The sequence below is a fragment of the Streptomyces sirii genome (assembly GCF_045690365.1).
GTDB lineage: Bacteria > Actinomycetota > Actinomycetes > Streptomycetales > Streptomycetaceae > Streptomyces > Streptomyces sirii.
Genome location: NZ_CP147982.1, coordinates 7,097,240 through 7,115,134, shown reverse-complemented (window position 1 = coordinate 7,115,134; position 17,895 = coordinate 7,097,240). Strand labels below are relative to the sequence as shown.

Here is a 17,895-nt window from a genome sequence, read left to right as displayed (position 1 = left end):
AGGCCGCCGTCGCCGCCACGTCTCCCCTACCGTGTGCCCTCCCTCACCGTCCGCGCCTTGCTCTCCCCCACCGCCTCCGCCCCCTCGCCCGCCTCCGTCGGCGTGCTCACCTCCGCCACCAGCACGTCCGGTGCCGTTTCCGCGCCGCTCGCGCACGCCGCCGCGAAGGCCTCCGCGCCCAGGCCCCGGCGCGCCGCTGCCGTGCTGCGCGCGACGTCACCGCGCTCCGCGACGGGCTGCGGCGCCCCGGCCGCCGCGCGGAGCGTGCCGGCGCCGCCCAACAGCCGGGCCGTGGAGGCGAAGCGGCCGACCAGTGCCTGGGCACCGGCCAGGCCTTCCAGTGCCAGCGCGACGGCACGCGGGTCGGCGGTGGCGCGGGCCGCCGCGAAGCCGTCCAGGTGGCGGCGGCGGGCGGTCGGCGCATCGCCCCGCAGCTCCGCCACGAAACCCAGCTCGGCCAGGACGAAGGCGGTACCGGGGTCGCCGTCCCGGTCGCGGCACCACTCCAGCCAGGGCAGCAGCTGCGCCTCGGCGTCGTCGAGGCGGCCCTCCCTTCTGGCGCCGAGCGCGAGTCCGGTCTCGGCGAACATCTCGCCGCGCCGGTGCGCGTGTTCGGCGGCCAGCCGCCGGCCCCGCTCGTGGAGGTCCCGGGCACCGGCCGTATCACCGGTCAGCAGCGCGATCCGGCCCAGGCCGGAGAGCTGGTACGAGGCCTGGATCCCCAGGCCGAGCTCCTCGGCGATCCGCAGCCCGTCCTGATGGAGCCCGGCCGCCCGGGCGTAGTCGCCGGTGATCTCCGCGATCGCGCCGAGCGCGTCGGCCGCCTGCAACTGCCCCCAGCGATCGCCCAGTTCGCCGAAGAGCGCGGCGCTCTCCTCGGCGTCACGGCGGCGCGCGGCCGGCTCCTTGCCGCCGGCCAGCCGGGCGCGGCCGCTCAGCGCCGCGGCGGTGCCCCAGCGGTCGCCCAGCGCCCGGAAGGCGGTCAGCGCGTCCGACACCCGCCGCGCCGCCACCGCACTGTCGCCGAGGCCCACCTGGGCGTACCCCAGGAACCACTGGGCCCAGGCCCGGTCCCGCGGCTCCTCGCGCTCCTCGTAGCGCCGCAGCACGGCGGCCGCCCGCCCCACGGGGTCGGCGTCGCCGCCCGCCAGCGACGCCATCCCGACCTGCCAGGCGGCCACCCGCAGCCGGCGCCCCGCGGAGGCCGTGGTGCCGTCCCCCTCGGGGTCCGCACCGGGCGACGCGAGGACCGCGAGTGCCGCCGCCAGCGAGCGGCCCGCCTCCGCGAGCCGGCCGCGCAGGAACCAGTACCAGGCCAACGCGTCGACCAGGCGCAGCGCACGGTCGGCCGCGCCGCCGCGGACCCAGCCGTCCAGCGCCGCCCGCAGATTCGCGGCCTCCTGGTCGAGCCGCTCCAGCCACTGCCGCTGCTGGGCCCCGTACAGCAACGGCGCGGCGCGCTCGGCCAGTTCGGTGTAGTAGTCGTGGTGGCGGCGGCGTACCCCGCTCAGCTCACCGGCTTCCCGCAGGCGTTCGAGGCAGTACGCCCCCACCGTCTCCAGCAGGCGGTAGCGGACTCCGTACGGCGTGGGAGCCACCGCGACCAGAGAGCGGTCCACAAGACGGACCAGCAGATCCAGTACCTCGTCCCGTCGTATGCCGTCGCCCGCGCAGACCGTCTCGGCGGCCTCCAGGGTGCAGCCGTCCGCCTGTACCGCCAGCCTGCGCAGCACGGTGCGTTCGGGGCGGGACAGCAGCTCCCAGCTCCAGTCGATCATCGCGCGCAGCGTCTGCTGCCGGGCGGGCGCACCGCGTCGGCCGGCCGCCGGCAGCCGGAACCGGTCGTCCAGCCGGGCGCTCAACTCGCCTACGCCCAGCGCGCGTACGCGGGTGGCGGCCAACTCCAGGGCGAGCGGGATGCCGTCCAGGCGGCGACAGATCTCCGCCACGGCGGGTGCGGTGTCCGCGTCCAGCACGAAGCCGGGGTCGGAAGCGCTCGCGCGGGCGGCGAACAGCGCGCGGGCGCCGGCCGGCTCCAGCGGCGGTACGGTCCACACCACCTCGCCCGCCAGGCCCAGCGGTTCCCGGCCGGTCACCAGCGCCCGGACCTCCGGCGCGGCGGCGAGCAGCGCGGCGGTGACCTCGGCGGCCGCCTCGACGACATGCTCGCAGTTGTCCAGGACGAGCAGCAGGCGCTTGCCCCGTACCGCGCCGACGAGCCGCTCCGCCACCGGGCCGGCCGCGGCGCCCTCCCGGATGCCGAGCACGGCCAGCACGGCCTCGGCGATCTCGGCGGCGGTGCACTTGCCCGCGCGCTCGCCCGTGGCGTCGTCCGGGCGGCTCAGCGCGGCCAGTTCCACGAGCCAGACACCGTCCGGGAAGGCGTCGGACGACCGGCCGGCGGTCTCCAGGGCGAGCCGGGTCTTGCCCACGCCACCGGGGCCGGTGAGCGTCACCAGGCGGTCGGCCGCGAGGAGCCGGCCGACCCGGTGGACGGCGTCCTGGCGACCGAGGAGTTCGGTGAGGGGGGTGGGGAGGTTGGTGCGCGGGCGCGAGGCGGGGCCGGCGGCCGCCCCCGTCGCGCCCCCGGTGGTCACGGTGCGTCCGGCGTCCGCGCCGCTCGCCTCCCAGGGCTCCTGCCGCAGGATCGCCTGATGGACCGCGGTCAGCTCGGGACCGGGGTCCACCCCCAGTTCCTCGGCCAGTTGTGCGCGTACGGCGCCGTACGCGGCCAGCGCCTCGCTCTGCCGTCCGTCCCGATACAGGGCGGTCAGCTGCAGCGCACGCAACCGTTCGCGGAGCGGGTACCGGGCCGCCAGGGCGGCCAGCTCGCCGGTCAGCGCGGTGTGCTCGCCCAGCTCCAGGCGTGCCGCGGCCCGCTCCTCCAGGGCGGTCAGCCGCTGCTCCTCCAGGTCCTCGGCCACCGGGCGCACCAGGTCGTCGTCGGCGAATCCGGCGAAGGCGGGCCCGTGCCACAGGGCCAGGGCTTCGCCGAGCAGTCCGGCCCGCTCCCGTGCGGTGGCGGCCGCCTGGGCACGGGCCGTCAAGGCGGTGAAGCGGCCGGCGTCCAGGGCGTCGGCCGGGATGTCCAGCCGGTATCCGGGCGGGGTCGCCGTCACCAGTTTCCGGGCGCCGGGCTCCGCGGCGTCCAGGGCACGGCGCAGCTGGGAGACCTTGCTCTGGAGGGAGGCGGTCGGGTTCGCGGGCGGCCGCCGGCCCCAGAGGTGGTCGATGAGTCGGGTCGCGGAGACCGGGTGGCCACGGTGCGCGAGGAGCGCGGCGAGCAACGCCCGTACCTTCTTCTCCGGGACGGGGGCGCGACGGCCGTCGGCGGTCCGCACGTCCAGCGGGGCCAGTACGCGGAATTGCATGCGTCAACCGTACGAGGCGGTCAGGAGACCGGCCGCGAATCCGCCCAGATGCTCTCGAATTCCTCCCGGTAGGTCTCGAAGAGGCCGTGGTCGCCGTCGCGGGCGTCCTGGCGGACGACCTCGCGGGCTCCGCCGCGCAGCACCAGGACGGGCGACTCCATGCCCCGGCTCTTGCGGAGGTAGGGCTGGACGACGGCCAGGCCGTCGGCGCCGTCGCCGTCGACGAGGTAGGCGGTGAAGCGCGGGGTCTCGTCGAAGACCTGGATCTCGAAGGCGCCGGGGTCCCGCAGCCGGGCGCGCACCCGTCGCATATGGAGGATGTTCATCTCGATGGAGCGGCTCATCTCGCCCTTCTTCAGGCCGATTTCGCGCTCCCGGCGACGCACCGCGCTGCTCGCGGGGTTGAGGAAGAGCAGCCGGACCCGGCAGCCGGATTCGGCGAGCCGGACCAGGCGGCGGCCGGAGTAGTTCTGGACGAGGAGGTTCAGTCCTATGCCGACGGCGTCGAGGCGGCGGGCGCCGCCGAAGAGGTCCTCGGCGGGCAGCTGCCGCTGGAGGCGGACCCGGTCGGGGTGCACGCCGACGACATCGGCGTAGCGGTCGCCGACCAGGTCCTCCACGGCGTCGATCGGCAGCCGGCCGGAGATCCGGGTGCCGGTGCCGGAACCGAGGATGTCCAGGAGCCGGGCGGAGGCGCGCTCGGCCTGGGCGAGGACGGTCTGCGACAGCGCGCGGTTGCGGGAGACGATGTTGCGGGCGACCTCCAGTTCGTCGAGGGCCAGCTCGACCTCGCGGCGGTCGTCGAAGTACGGCTCGAAGCAGGGCCAGTGCTGGACCATCAGTTCGCGGAGTTGCGGCAGCGTCAGAAAGCTGACGATGTTGTCGTCCGCGGGGTCGAGGAGGTAGCCCTTGCGGCGGCTGACCTCGCGGACGGCGACCGCGCGCTGCACCCACTCCTGCCCGGCGGGGCCGGCCGCGGCGACGACCCATTCGTCGCCGTGCACCGGTTCGTAGATGGGCCGCAGGACCGCCGCGACCACGGCCCGCAGCCGCTGCTCCACGAGATTCAGCCAGATGTAGGCACGACCGGCCCGGCGGGCCCGGGTACGCACCTCGCTCCAGGCGTCGGCGCCCCAGTCCAGCTCCGCCCCGATCTCCAGCGGTCGTGCCAGGGACACCGCGCCGGGCGGTGCGTCGACGGAGCCGCCTTCTTGAGCCTCGTGACTCTCGTCACCAGGGGGCAACTCCAGCCCGCCGCTCACCTGCCACCGCCTCCCGAACCCCCGTGCCAACGATCAAGGCAGACTACTGCGGTGCGGGAGACGGTGCAGCAGGATGAGTCGAGTCGGCTGTCAACTCCCCTTATTCATAGTGCCCGTTGTGACCGGACAGCGCGGGCGGAGTGAGCGGATTCATAGCGGTGACGTCGCGCGGAGCCAGCTGGAAGCCCTGCCAGTGGACGGGCATCGGCTCCTGGTCCTCATCCCTGGCGATGTGGTGGAACCCGATGTTGACCCACGCGATGGGGTGTTTCAGCGGCTGGCCGTTGACCCAGGCGTCGATGCTCTTGCCGCCGCGGGCGCCGCAGTTGGCCAGGTTGTTGCTGGCGAACTGCTCACATTTTTTGTAGTCGGTGAAATAGATGTCGTGCTTGGTGTAACTGCGGCCGGTGTACTTGCTGGTGTGCCCCGGCACGATCTCGTACGAGCGCGGATGGCCGTCCTTGTTCTTGCCGGTGGCGCTCACCACGCGCCACCAGCGCATCGGGCCCGCGTCCCCGGCCAGCTCCTTGGTGACGGGGGTGCGGGTGGTGCGGATGGTGGGGGTGCGGCCGCCAGGGCGGGTGGTGGTGGCGGAGTCGAACTGCTCGACCTTGTTGCCGGAGGAGCCGTCCAGGCCGAAGTTCAGCCGCCAGAAGACATTGTGGCTGTGGCTGGTGGCGTAGTCCTTGGCGCCCTTGCCGATCGGCATACCGCGGCCGTCGCCGGCGTCGTAGTCGCCCGGTGAGACCGTGCCGGTGGCGCCGACCTGCATGGTCATGGTGCCGTCGCCGGCGAACCGCCATTCGGTGATGTACTCGTACCAGCCGACCTTGTTGACGGTGTAGAGCAGCAGGTCGTTGCCCTGGAGCTGGTAGGTCTTGGTGTTCTCGCCGGGGTAGGTGCCCAGCCGGTAGGCGTGGCCGCGGGCCCGGGTGGTGGCGCACAGGCCGCCGACCTCCGGGTGCGCGGGGTCCCAGGCGCCGGGCACCTTGACGGTCTTGATGGTGCCGCCGGGGCATTCGGCGGGGGCGAGTTTCTGCAGGCCCTGGGCGAAGCCCTGGCCGGTGAGGTCGTCGTACTCGTTCGTGCCGTCGTCGTAGGGGACGTGGATCTGGGCGAGCTTGGCGGTGGTGAGCACCTTGATCGGGGCGCTTTCGCCCTTGGGCTGGTAGGAGATGTCGTCCAGGACCAGGCCGGCGTTGCCCTCGTAGTGCCAGCACATCCGCCAGACCGTGCCGCCGTCGAGCGCCTGGGTGATGCGGTAGGAGGCGCTGCACTGGGGGGCGGGGGCGGGCGCGGCGGGGGCCTCGGGGGCGGCCTGGGCGGCCGGACCGGTCAGCAGGGCGGTCGCGGCGAGCAGCGGGGCCGCGGCGAGGGCGGCGGTGCGCCGGTACGGGCGGTGGGTCGAAGTGCCGGTGGTGCGTCTTAGGCGCATGGTGGCGGCTCCTGTGCGAAGGAGTGGACGTCGATGGCGGGCTCGCTCGGCACGGTCAGCCCAGGCGGCCGACGGTGCGGGCGCTGAGGTCGATGACGAAGCGGCGGGTGTCGATCCACTGACCGTTTTTGACCTTGGTGAAGAGGCGGATGCAGCGGTGCTCCCCGCAGTCGGCGAGGGCGCCGGGCGCGTCGCCCTCCGCGCGCCCCCGGTAGACGAAGCCGGTCACGGCGAGCGGACCGGGGCCGGTGAGGTCGCGCCCGGTCGCGTCGCGGTAGTCCTGGCGCAGCCCGGAGCCGAGCGGGGCGGCGATCAGCAGCCGCGCCGCCTCGACGGCCTCGTCGTGGCTGGGCGGCGGCTGGACACCGCGCTGGGTGTCGGTCGACTCCACCTTCGAGGTGGTGAGGTTGACGGTCTTGGTGATGTAGCGGTCGCTCGCGTAGTCGTAGTACGAGACGTTCGCCCGGCGCGGCGGGTCGGCGAGCCCCACCTCCGACGGGCCGAGTTCGGCCAGGTCGGTGGTGAGCGGCTCGGGCCCCGGTTTGCCGGTGACGTCCTTGGCGACGCCGCGCACGGGGCGCGGCAGCGCCAGCTCCCGGGCGCGGCGCAGTTCGTCGTCGGTGAGCGGGTCGCGTCCCTGGCCGCGCTCCCCCTGGGCGCGGACCTGCTCGACGACACCGGGCGGCGGCTGCCCCGGGTCGCGCCCCGGTGCGGCCGCGCCGGCCGCGGCGGGCCGGGCGCTGCTCGCGTCGTCCGCGCCGGCGCCGGCGGGCAGGGTGACCGCCACCATGACGGCGGTGCCCGTCAGCGCGATGGCGGCGCCTGCGACGACCTTGCCGAGGTGGCGATGCATCAGTTGGTGCACGGTTCCCCCCTGCTGTCACATTCCGTGACACGCATTCTCGGATCCCCCGTCAGTCCTCCTGTAGGACGTCCAATAGGACGAACCGACATCGCGACAGGTTGCCCACTATTCAGCCGAGATCCCAGGAAAAGACCGCCGTGTACGACAAGTTGCGACTGCCTGCGGAAGATTTTGCTTCGGTCCGCGGGCGTGTGTCGTGGAGTCGCCGCAGGGCCCGACGAGAAAGTGGAAGAGTCTACGCATGCAGGTCTGGCCGGGACAGATGTATCCACTGGGTGCCACCTATGACGGGGCGGGCACCAATTTCGCGGTGTTCTCCGAGGCCGCGAAGCGCATCGAACTGTGTCTGCTGCACGACGACGGTTCGGAGACCGCCGTCGAGCTGCGCGAGAGCGACGCCTTTGTGCGGCACGCGTACCTTCCGGGGGTGATGCCGGGGCAGCGCTACGGCTTCCGGGTGCACGGCCCCTACGAGCCGCAGCGGGGGCAGCGCTGCAACTCGGCGAAGTTACTCCTCGACCCGTACGCACGGGCCATGAGCGGCCGGATCGACTGGGACGAGGCGGTCTACGGCTACCACTTCGGGCGCCCCGAGGTGCGCAACGACCTGGACTCGGCGCCGCACACCATGGCGTCGGTGGTGGTCAATCCCTACTTCGACTGGGGTGACGACCGCCCGCCGCGCACCGCCTACCACGAGACGGTGCTCTATGAGGCCCATGTGAAGGGCCTGACGATGCTCCACCCGGACCTGCCCGACGAGCTGCGCGGCACCTATGCGGCGCTGGCGCACCCGGCGATCATCGACCATCTGACGGGGCTGGGGGTGACCGCCCTGGAGCTGATGCCGGTGCATCAGTTCGTCCAGGACCACCGGCTGGTGGACGCGGGGCTGACGAACTACTGGGGCTACAACACCATCGGCTTCTTCGCCCCGCACAACGCCTACGCGTCCTGGGGCGACCGCGGGCAACAGGTGCTGGAGTTCAAGACCGCGGTGCGGGCGCTGCACCAGGCCGGCATCGAGGTGATCCTCGACGTGGTCTACAACCACACGGCCGAGGGCAGCCATCTCGGTCCGACGCTGTCGTTCCGGGGGCTGGACAACGCCTCCTACTACCGGCTGTCGGACGACCGGCAGTACTACATGGACACCACCGGCACCGGGAACTCGCTGCTGATGCGCAGCCCGCATGTGCTCCAGTTGGTGATGGACTCGCTGCGCTACTGGGTGCAGGAGATGCGGGTGGACGGCTTCCGCTTCGATCTGGCGGCGACGCTGGCCCGGCAGTTCCACGAGGTCGACCGGCTGTCGTCGTTCTTCGACCTGGTGCACCAGGACCCGGTCGTCAGTCAGGTGAAGCTGATCGCCGAGCCGTGGGACGTCGGCGAGGGCGGCTATCAGGTGGGAAACTTCCCGCCGCTGTGGACCGAGTGGAACGGCAAGTACCGCGACACCGTGCGGGATCTGTGGCGGGGCGAACCGCGCACGCTGGCGGAGTTCGGGTCCCGGCTGACGGGTTCGTCGGACCTCTACCAGGAGGACGGGCGGCGGCCGCTGGCCTCGGTGAACTTCGTGACCTGCCACGACGGCTTCACGCTGGGCGACCTGGTCTCGTACAACGACAAGCACAACGAGGCCAACGGCGAGGACAACCGCGACGGCGAGCGCTACAACCGGTCCTGGAACTGCGGCGCCGAGGGCCCGACCGACGATCCCTCGGTGCGGCGGCTGCGGTCCCGGCAGATGCGGAACTTCCTCGCCACGCTGATGCTGTCGCAGGGCGTGCCGATGCTCAGCCACGGCGACGAGTTCGGGCGCAGCCAGCACGGCAACAACAACGCCTACTGCCAGGACAACGAGCTGTCGTGGGTGCACTGGCCGCAGGGCGGGCCGGGCGCGGGCGCCGAACCGCGGGCGACCGACGCCCCGGACGGGGCGGATGAGGCGGATGAGGCGGCCGGGCCGCAGGAGGCAGCGGAGGCGGACGGGGAGCAGCGGGCGCTGCTGGCGTTCGTCCGGCAGATGGTGTGGCTGCGGCGCGACCACCCGGTCTTCCGGCGCCGGCGGTTCTTCCAGGGCCACCCCATGGAGGGCACCCACGACGAGCTGTCGGACATCGCGTGGTTCACGGCCGGCGGCGGGGAGATGGGGCCGCGCGACTGGCAGTCGGTGCACGCCAAGTCGCTGACCGTCTTCCTCAACGGCAGTTCGATCTCCGAGCCGGGTCCGCGCGGTGAGCCGATCACCGACGACTCGTTCCTGCTGATGTTCAACGCCCACGACCAGGAGAAGGAGTTCGTCATCCCCGAGCACCTCGGCCGGCAGTGGCAGGTCGTGGTCGACACCGACCGGCCGGAGGGGGTGGCCGACGGCGACGGTGCCAAGGTCAAGGCCGGCGACCGGCTGACGCTGATCGGCCGGAGCCTGCTGGTGCTGCAACGGCCGGCGTAGCCGCGGGGCGTCCGGTCAGAGGGATTCCAGCCGCCAGGCGGCCATCGAGCGGACCGACCGGTCGGGGTCGGCGAGCAGCGGTGCGAGGTCCTGCTCGGTGAGCACGCCGGAGTCGTCCAGAACCCGGGCGGCCGTATGGCGCACCTCCGGGGAGGGGTCGGCGAGCAGGGCGCGGGCCCGGGCGTACCAGGCGGTGCCCCGGCGGGACAGCACGGAGAGCGCGACGCCACGGGTAGCGGCGTGGGCGTCCGACAGGGCCCGGATGAGCGCGGGCTCGTCGGCGGGGTCCGGGCGACGGCCCAGCGCGATGACGGCCGCCTCGCGCACCTCGGCGGCCGCGTCGGCGACGGCGGCGGCCCGGAGCGCCGATCTGACGGCGGGTACGGGCCCCGGGTAGCGGCCCAGTGTCCAGGCGGCCGCATACCGCCGCCGGGGGTCCGGCGCGTCGCGCAGTACGGACACCAGCACCGGCTGGTCGAACGGCAGCGAGCGGTCGAAGCCGGAAGTGTCCATTCCGTCGAGGGTCTCGTCGAGCCACCTCTCGTACCAGGCGAGGAAGTCGGTGTCGTGGCAGAAGTCGGGCGGCCGCAGCTCGACGCAGACGTTGACGACGCGTCCGCGGGCGGGGCCGGAGACCACGAGGGCGGTGTACAGGGAGCAGCCGCTGCCGGTGAGCGTGATCAGGCCGGGGTAGGGCTCGGCGTCGTCGTCGCCCGGCACCTCGTGCCAGTCCGGGTCCGGGGGGTCGGTGGGCGAGAGGGGGAAGGGGGCGGCGAGGTGACCGGGCGGGATCCGGCCGAGGACGAGGTGGTCCCAGTCGTCCAGGGGCGCCAGGCCGTGGTGCGGTCCGGCGCCGGCGTGGCCGATCGTGGTGAGGAAGCCGCGGTAGCTCTCGGGCAGCCGGATGCCGTGCTCGCGCTCGAAGTCCGCTATCCGGGACTCGGGCAGGGGCGGGCCGAGCCGGAAGCGGTGCGTCTCCTCCCCCATGGAGCGTGCCCGGCCCGGCAGTTTGCGGACGAGCGCCAGCTTCGCCGCGATCCCGGGCAGCCGTTCGTCCACGCCGTATCACTTCTTCGCGGTTCCGTCGGAGTGCGTGGATCGAAGACTAGTTCACCCCCCGTCGCCGCATGGACCGGTCGGGCCGGGGCCGGCAGGCGGAAGCGCTCGGGTGATGACAATGCCGGAAGGAGATGACACATCGGGCTCCGGGCGGGGTACGGGTGTTCCCATGACGCAGCCATCGAGTCCGTCGCCGACCGCCACCTACCGGCTGCAGCTCCAGCCGGACTTCCCGTTCGCCGCCGCCGAGCGGGCCGTCCCCCATCTGGCCTCGCTGGGCGTCTCCCATCTGCATCTCTCCCCGGTGCTGGAGTCGGTGCCGGGGTCCACACACGGCTACGACGTGGTCGACCACTCGGCGGTACGGGCCGAGCTGGGCGGTGAGCGGGGGCTGCGGGCGCTGGCGGCGACGGCCCGTGCGCACGGGCTCGGGCTGGTCGTCGACATCGTGCCGAACCATATGTCCGTGCCGGAGCCGGTGGCGCTGAACGGCCCGCTGTGGGAGGTGCTGCGCGACGGGCCGGCGTCCCCGTACGCGCGGTGGTTCGACATCGACTGGGACGGCGGGCACGGCGGGCGCCTGCTGCTGCCGGTGCTCCACGGGCCGCTCGGCGACGAGGCGCGGCACTTCCGCGTCGACGCCGAGGACGGGGTGCTGCGCTATCACGCGCACGCCTTCCCGCTGCGTCCCGGTACCGAGGACCTGCCGCTGCCGCGCCTGCTGGTGGCGCAGTGGTACCGCCTCGCCTGGTGGCGGCTGGGCCGCAGCGAGCTCAACTACCGCCGCTTCTTCACCATTTCGGAGCTCATCGGGGTGCGGGTCGAGGATCCCGAGGTCTTCGCGGCCACCCATGACACGGCGCTGCGGCTGGTCCGTGACGGCGTCATCGACGGGCTGCGGATCGACCACCCGGACGGCCTGGTGGACCCCAGCGGCTATCTGGACCGGCTGCACAAGGCGACCGACGGCCGCTGGACCGTCGTCGAGAAGATCCTCAGCGGCGACGAGCGGCTGCCCGCGAGCTGGGCCTGCGCCGGCACGACGGGCTATGACGCGCTGCGGCACATCGACGGGCTCTTCGTCTGCCCGCAGGGCTCCGGGCGGCTCTTCTCCCACTACCGGGACTTCGTCACCCCCCTGGCCGACGAGGGGGGCGACTGGGAGGAGACCGTGCGCCGGGCCGCGTACGAGGTCGTCACCCACGATCTGGCCGCGGAGGTCGAGCGGCTGGTGCGGACCGCCGCGCGGATCAGCGCGCGCGACCCGCGGCCCGGTGACCACGCGCCCTGGGCGCTGCGGCAGGCGATCCGGGAGCTGCTGGTGCGGCTGCCGGTCTACCGGCCGTACGCCGCCGACGCGACGCAGGCGGTGCCGGACGCGGCGATGCTGGGGCGGGCGGCGGTGCGGGCGCGCGGCGCGTTCCGGGTGCCCGAGGAGGCGCGCGCGGTGGACCTGGTCCACGATCTGGCGCTGGGCCGCCGGCCGGACGAGGCGGAGCGGGAAGCGCAGGCCGTCGGGTCGGAGGGGGCCGCCCCGGAAGGAGGCACTCCGGAGCGGCACGAAGCGGACCGCGCCGACTTCGCCGCCCGCTTCGCCCAGACCGCGTCCGCGCTGCGCGCCAAGTCCGTCGAGGACACCGCCTTCTACCGCTACCCGGTGCTGCTGTCGGCCTGTGAGGTCGGCGGCGACCCCGGGGAGCCGGCGCGGAGCCCTGCGGCCTTCCACGCCTACTGCGCCCGGATCCAGCGGGACTGGCCGGCGACGGCCACGGTGCTCTCCACGCACGACACCAAGCGCAGCGCCGATGTGCGGGCGCGGATCGCGGTGCTGTCGGAGTGCCCGGACCGGTGGCGGGACGCGCTCGGCGCGATGGGTGAGGCGGCGGTGTGCGGGGCCGCGGCAGGTTCGATGGACGGTGCGGGCCCGGCTGACCCGATGGTGTCCTGGCTCGCCTGGCAGACCGCGTTCGGCCTGGGCGTGCCCGCCGAGGAGCCCGCGGCGATGGGGGCGCCTCCCGGCGACGGCTGGGGGAGGGTCGCGGACGCGGTCCTGAAGTCCGTACGGGAGGCCGGGCTGCGCACCTCGTGGACCGAGCGGAACGCGGACTACGAGGAGGCGGTGGCGGAGTTCGTCCTGGGCGGGCCCTGCGGTCCCCCGGCCGCCCCGCTCGCCGCGCTGGGCGAGGAGCTGGCCCCGTTCATCCGTGCCAACGTGCTGGGTGCGACGCTGCTGCACCTGACCATGCCCGGCGTCCCCGACCTCTACCAGGGCACCGAGCTGGGCTACGCCGCGCTGGTCGACCCGGACAACCGGCGGCCCGCCCGGTTCCGTCCGGAGCTGCTCGCCGAGCTGGACGGCGGGGCCGCGCCGCGCGATCTGGACGGCGAGAAGCTGCGGCTGACGGCCGCGGCGCTGCGGCTGCGGCGCGAGCACCCCGAGTGGTTCGGCGCCGCCGCGGACTACGAGCCGGCGGAGGCCGAGGGGCCGGCCGCCGAGCACTGTGTGGCGTTCTGCCGTGGCGGGCGGGTGCTGACGGCTGTGACCCGGCTGTCGCTGCGCCTGGTGGAGACCGGTGGCTGGTGGGACACCGGGCTCCGACTGCCCTCCGGGGGAACGTGGCGCGAGCTGCTGAGCGGACGGGAGCTGCCGGGCGGCGCGGTGGTGGGGCTGAGCGAGCTGCTGGAGGAGTCGCCGGTGGCACTGCTCGTGCGCGAGTGACGTCCCGTCAGCCGGGGTGCGGCCCCGTCCGGTCGGGTCGGCGGCCCTCGCCCCCGGCCGCGTCGGCCGAGCGCAGCAGCTCGGTGAACTCCGCGGCGGCACCGGTCAGTTCGACGCGCGAGAAGACGGTGATCTCGCGCCGCCACGGCGGATCGGTGGGCACCGACGCGCAGTCCAGGCCGCGCAGTTCATGGGCCGCGGTGAGCAGCACGCCGACGCCCGCCGACGCCATCCGCACGGCGGTCGAGCTGTGCTGGGTGCGGACGGCGGTACGCGGGGTGAAGCCCACCCGCTCGCACTCCAGGTCCAGCCAGCGCCGGCCCTCGATCATCGGCTCCAGGCTGCACCGCACCCAGGGCCGGTCGGCCAGCTCGGCCAGCCGTACCGACTCGCGGGCGGCGAGCGGATCGCCGCGCGGCACGACCAGGACCATCCGCTCCCGCCCCACGACGGTGACCGGACCCTGCCAGTCCTTGGGGCCCGGCCCGAGCGCCATGTCGGCGACGCCGCGCGCCATGTGCTCCTCCAACTCCTCGGTGGTGGCGTACTCGTGGAGCACCAGGCGCACACCGGGGCGCTCGCGGGTCCAGCGTGCGCAGACCTCCGGCAGCACCCCGATCGCCTGCGCGTGCACCGTCGCGATATGCAGTTCGCCGCTCTGTGCACCGTTCGCGGCCAGCGCGGCGCGGCGGGCCTGCCGGGCGCTGCGGACGGCGAGTTCGGCGTGCGGGAAGTAGGCCCGTCCCATCGCCGTCAGCCGCACCCCGCGGGGCATCCGCTCCAAGAGCGGGCCGCCGACCTCCCGCTCCAGCGCCTTGATCTGGTGCGAGAGCGCGGACTGGGTGACGTGCAGCGCCTCGGCGGCGCGGGTGAAGGACTCCTCCTCGATGACCGCCACCAGATACTCCATCTGCCGCAGGCTCATCGCCCCGCCCCTCCCCGCCGTACGCCCGGCCTTCCATGAAGACCCTTCATCACCACCATAGAAACATTGCCTTGGACTCATCGCCGCAGGTGGGCGGAGCCTGAACCCATGCCTGATCGCATGAGTGAGACAGACTCCAACACCACAGACGTCATCGTCATCGGCGGCGGCACGGGCGGCTACAGCACCGCTCTGCGCGCCGCGTCCCTGGGCCTGCGGGTGGTCCTGGCCGAGCGCGACCTGATCGGCGGCACCTGCCTGCACCGCGGCTGCATCCCCAGCAAGGCCATGCTGCACGCCGCCGAGCTGGTGGACGGCATCGCCGAGGCCCGCGAGCGGTGGGGCGTCAAGGCCACCGTCGACGGCCTGGACTGGCCGGCGCTGGTGGCCACCCGCGACACCATCGTCGCCCGCAACCACCAGGGCGTGGCGGGACACCTGTCGACGGCCCGGGTGCGGGTCGTCGAGGGCTCGGCGCGGCTGACCGGTCCGCGTACGGTCCACATCGAGGGCGCCGGGGACATCACCGCCCGGCGCGGCATCGTCCTGGCCACCGGCTCCCGGCCGCGTCTGCTCCCCGGCCTGGTAGCGGACGGCCGACGGGTCGTGACCAGCGACGACGCCCTTTTCGCGGCCGAACTCCCGGCGTCCGTGCTGGTCCTGGGCGGTGGCGCGATCGGCGTCGAGTACGCCTCGTTCCACCGCTCCATGGGCGCCGAGGTCACGCTCGTCGAGGCAGCACAGCGGCTGCTCCCGCTGGAGGACGAGGACGTCGGCCGCCACCTGGCGCGCGGTCTGAAGAAGCGCGGGATCGCCATCCGTACGGGCGCCACCCTCACCGGCACCGAGCTGCTGCCGGACGGCGTGCGGGCCACCGTGACCACCGCCGGGGGCGAGGAGCTGGTGGTCGAGGCGGAGCGGCTGCTGGTCGCGGTGGGGCGCGCCCCGGTGAGCGACGGGCTCGACCTGGAGGCCGCCGGACTGTCCACGGACGCCCGGGGGTTCGTCGTGCCGGCGGACTGGTCGCGGCTGGAGACCGCCGTACCGGGCATCCACGTGGTCGGCGACCTGCTGCCGCCGCCGTCGCTGGGGCTGGCCCACGCCTCCTTCGAGGAGGGCCTGTTGGTGGCCGAGACGCTGGCGGGCGTCCCCACCCGGCCGGTGGACTACGCGACCGTCCCGCGGGTGACGTACTCCTCGCCGCAGACCGCGTCGGTCGGTCTGACCGAGGCCGAGGCGCGTGCCCGCGGTCTGGAGATCAAGGTCAACTCGATGCCGCTGGCCGCCACCGCCAAGGGCATGGTGCACGGTCAGGGCGGCATGGTGAAGGTGATCGCGGCGGCCGACGGTGCGGGCGGCGAGGCCACCGGTGTGGTGCTCGGCGTCCATCTCGTCGGGCCGCACGTCTCGGAGATGATCTCGGAGAGTCAGCTGATCGTGGCCTGGGACGCCGAACCCTCCGACGTCGCCCGGCACGTCCACGCGCACCCGACCCTGTCGGAGGCGGTCGGCGAGGCCTTCCTGACGCTGGCGGGCCGCGGTCTGCACCAGCACTGAGCGGACGGGGGTGCCCCCGCGGACCGGACGATCAATTCGGTTGCGCGGGAGCGCCCCGATGGTCAACATGGCCCGGTCGGCACGACCATCCCTGAAGCAGGAGCACGGAATGCGCGGATTCCTCGGAACGACCCATCGCCCCGTCCGGACGACCGTTCTTGAGGAATCCACCTTCCATGCTTCCCCCACACACCCTGAACATCGGGATTCTCGCCCACGTCGACGCAGGTAAGACCAGCCTCACCGAGCGGCTGCTGTTCGACACCGGCGCCATCGACCGGCTCGGCAGCGTCGACGCCGGCAGCACCCGTACCGACACCGGCGAGCTGGAGCGGCAGCGCGGCATCACCATCCGCTCGGCCGTCGCCTCCTTCACCGTCGGCGAGGTCCAGATCAACCTCATCGACACCCCCGGGCACTCGGACTTCATCGCGGAGGTCGAGCGCGCCCTGGGGGTGCTCGACGGCGCCGTGCTGCTGCTGTCCGCGGTGGAGGGCGTCCAGGCCCGGACCCGGGTGCTGATGAGGACACTGCGGCGGCTGCGGCTACCCACGCTGCTCTTCGTCAACAAGATCGACCGGGTCGGCGCCCGGGGCGAGGCGCTGCTCGCGGACATCCGCCGCCTGCTGACGCCGGTCGCCGTCCCCATGACCGCGGTGACCGGCCTCGGCACCCCGAGGGCGCGCTCGGTGCCGTACGCCTTGCAGGACCCGGGGGTCCGCGAGCGGATCGCCGAGGCGGTGGCCGAGGCGGACGAATCCGTGCTGGCCCAGCTGGTCGAGGGCCCGCCGCCCACCGCGGAGGGGCTGCGCGCCGCCCTCGCCGCGCGCACGGCCGACGGTTCGCTCCATCCGGTGTACTTCGGTTCGGCGCTCGGCGGCCAGGGCGTCGGCACGCTCATCGACGGCATGGTCCGGCTGATCCCACCGGCCCCCGTGGTCACGGGCACCGCACCCCGCGGCACGGTCTTCGCCGTCCACCAGTCGCCGCGGGGCGAGCGCACGGCCCATGTCCGGCTCTACGAGGGCGAGTTGCGGCCCCGGCAGCGGATCGAGCTGCACCGTCCGGGCGCGCCGGACGACGCCGGCGGCCCGCTGACCGGACGGATCACCTCCCTCGACGTCGTCGGGCGCCCACCCGGCGACGACGGGCCGCTGACCCCGGGCAACATCGCGGTGCTCCGCGGGCTGCCGGGCGTCCGGACCGGCGACCGCCTCGGGCCGCCCACCGGTGCTCCCACCGAGGCCGGCCTCTTCCCCTCCCCCACCCTCGAAACCCTCGTCCGGGCCGGCGATCCGGCGCGCGCCGCGGCGTTGCGCGCCGCGCTGCTGGCGCTCGCCGACCAGGACCCGCTGCTACAGGTCCGCCCGGCGCCCGACGGCGCCACGTCGGTACTGCTGCACGGCGAGGTGCAGAAGGAGATCATCGCGGCCACCCTGCGGCAGGAGTACGGCATCGAGGCCGCGTTCGCACCGAGCCGGGTGGTGTGCGTGGAGCGGCCGTGCGGCGTCGGCGAGGCGCTCCACGAGATCGCCCGGCGCGGCCACACCGGGCCCTGGGCCACGGTCGGACTGCGCGTCGAACCGGGCGCCCCCGGCTCCGGCCCGGTCTTCGCCTACGAGACCGAACTGGGCGCGCTTCCGCACGGCTTCCACCAGGCCGTCGAGGAGACCGTACTGGCGACCCTGCGGCGGGGCCCGCACGGCCTGGCGGTCACGGACTGCCGGGCGGTGCTGACCCGCTCCGGCTTCATCGGCCCGGTCAGCACGGCCGGGCACTTCCGCGCGGTGACGCCCGGCGTGCTGCTGCGGGCCCTGGAGCGGGCCGGCACGCGGGTGTACGAGCCGTACCACGCCTTCGAGGCCGAGGTCCCGCTCGCCGCGCTCGCACCCGTGAACGCCCGGCTGGCCGCGCTGGGCGCGGAGCTCGGCGAGCCCTCCGGCAGCCGGCGCTCCTGGCTGCTCACCGGCGCCCTGCCGGCCCGCCATGTCCAGGAGGTCGAGGGGCTGTTGCCGGGGCTGACGCACGGCGAAGGGGTGTGGATGTCCTATCCGTCGGGCGACCGCCCGCTACGGCGGGACGTGGCGCCGGTCGGGGACAGGGGTTAGGGGGTGTTCGGCGAGCCCGGGACCGACGTCACGGCACTCGTGGACCCGGCCCACGTCGGTGCCCCCGCCGAGTTCCGGCCGTGAGCTGTCCGGCGCCCTGACCGACGCAAGGGTGGGGGCCTCCGAGCGGGAGCCGTAG

Annotated in this window: 10 protein-coding genes; 4 read left to right on the top strand and 6 right to left on the bottom strand. The window is 74.0% G+C overall.

Going from position 1 to position 17,895, the window contains the following annotated elements:
* Positions 1 to 26: 26 nt before the first annotated feature.
* The 4 genes from WAB15_RS31610 to WAB15_RS31595 all read right to left on the bottom strand — a co-directional run bounded on the left by WAB15_RS31610 (position 27) and on the right by WAB15_RS31595 (position 6,933).
* Positions 27 to 3,371: an AfsR/SARP family transcriptional regulator gene (locus WAB15_RS31610; protein WP_407288312.1), complete on the bottom strand. Its 3,345-nt coding sequence runs from the start codon at positions 3,369 to 3,371 to the stop codon at positions 27 to 29.
* Between the two features lie 20 nt (positions 3,372 to 3,391).
* Positions 3,392 to 4,633 carry an SAV2148 family HEPN domain-containing protein gene (locus WAB15_RS31605; RefSeq protein ID WP_399146280.1) on the bottom strand — a complete coding sequence of 414 codons (1,242 nt, stop codon included), beginning with the start codon at positions 4,631 to 4,633 and terminating at the stop codon, positions 3,392 to 3,394.
* Between the two features lie 100 nt (positions 4,634 to 4,733).
* Positions 4,734 to 6,068, bottom strand: coding sequence for a copper amine oxidase (locus WAB15_RS31600; protein WP_407288311.1), 1,335 nt, complete (start codon positions 6,066 to 6,068; stop codon positions 4,734 to 4,736).
* 55 nt (positions 6,069 to 6,123) lie between these two features.
* Positions 6,124 to 6,933 carry a Tat pathway signal sequence domain protein gene (locus WAB15_RS31595; protein WP_407288310.1) on the bottom strand — a complete coding sequence of 270 codons (810 nt, stop codon included), beginning with the start codon at positions 6,931 to 6,933 and terminating at the stop codon, positions 6,124 to 6,126.
* 241 nt (positions 6,934 to 7,174) lie between these two features.
* Between WAB15_RS31595 and glgX the strand changes: the two genes are divergently transcribed.
* A complete protein-coding gene (gene glgX, locus WAB15_RS31590) occupies positions 7,175 to 9,388 on the top strand; it encodes a glycogen debranching protein GlgX (protein ID WP_407288309.1) in 2,214 nt (737 codons plus the stop codon).
* Between the two features lie 15 nt (positions 9,389 to 9,403).
* Here glgX and WAB15_RS31585 read toward each other — a convergent pair whose 3' ends face one another.
* A complete protein-coding gene (locus tag WAB15_RS31585) occupies positions 9,404 to 10,447 on the bottom strand; it encodes a HEAT repeat domain-containing protein (RefSeq protein WP_399146276.1) in 1,044 nt (347 codons plus the stop codon).
* A 169-nt stretch (positions 10,448 to 10,616) separates the two neighbouring features.
* Here WAB15_RS31585 and treY point away from each other — a divergent pair, with 169 nt between their 5' ends.
* A complete protein-coding gene (treY, locus tag WAB15_RS31580; RefSeq protein WP_407288308.1) occupies positions 10,617 to 13,166 on the top strand; it encodes a malto-oligosyltrehalose synthase in 2,550 nt (849 codons plus the stop codon).
* Positions 13,167 to 13,173: 7 nt separating this feature from the next.
* Here treY and WAB15_RS31575 read toward each other — a convergent pair whose 3' ends face one another.
* Positions 13,174 to 14,091: a LysR family transcriptional regulator gene (locus WAB15_RS31575; protein ID WP_407288307.1), complete on the bottom strand. Its 918-nt coding sequence runs from the start codon at positions 14,089 to 14,091 to the stop codon at positions 13,174 to 13,176.
* Positions 14,092 to 14,211: 120 nt separating this feature from the next.
* On the opposite strand from WAB15_RS31575, the gene lpdA reads away from it, so the two are divergent.
* Together lpdA and otr(A) are read left to right on the top strand one after the other, a co-directional pair.
* Positions 14,212 to 15,648 carry a dihydrolipoyl dehydrogenase gene (lpdA, locus tag WAB15_RS31570; protein WP_407288306.1) on the top strand — a complete coding sequence of 479 codons (1,437 nt, stop codon included), beginning with the start codon at positions 14,212 to 14,214 and terminating at the stop codon, positions 15,646 to 15,648.
* Positions 15,649 to 15,824: 176 nt separating this feature from the next.
* Positions 15,825 to 17,756, top strand: a complete 1,932-nt coding sequence (gene otr(A) / locus WAB15_RS31565) for a tetracycline resistance ribosomal protection protein Otr(A) (protein WP_407288305.1) — start codon at positions 15,825 to 15,827, stop codon at positions 17,754 to 17,756.
* Positions 17,757 to 17,895: the final 139 nt, after the last annotated feature.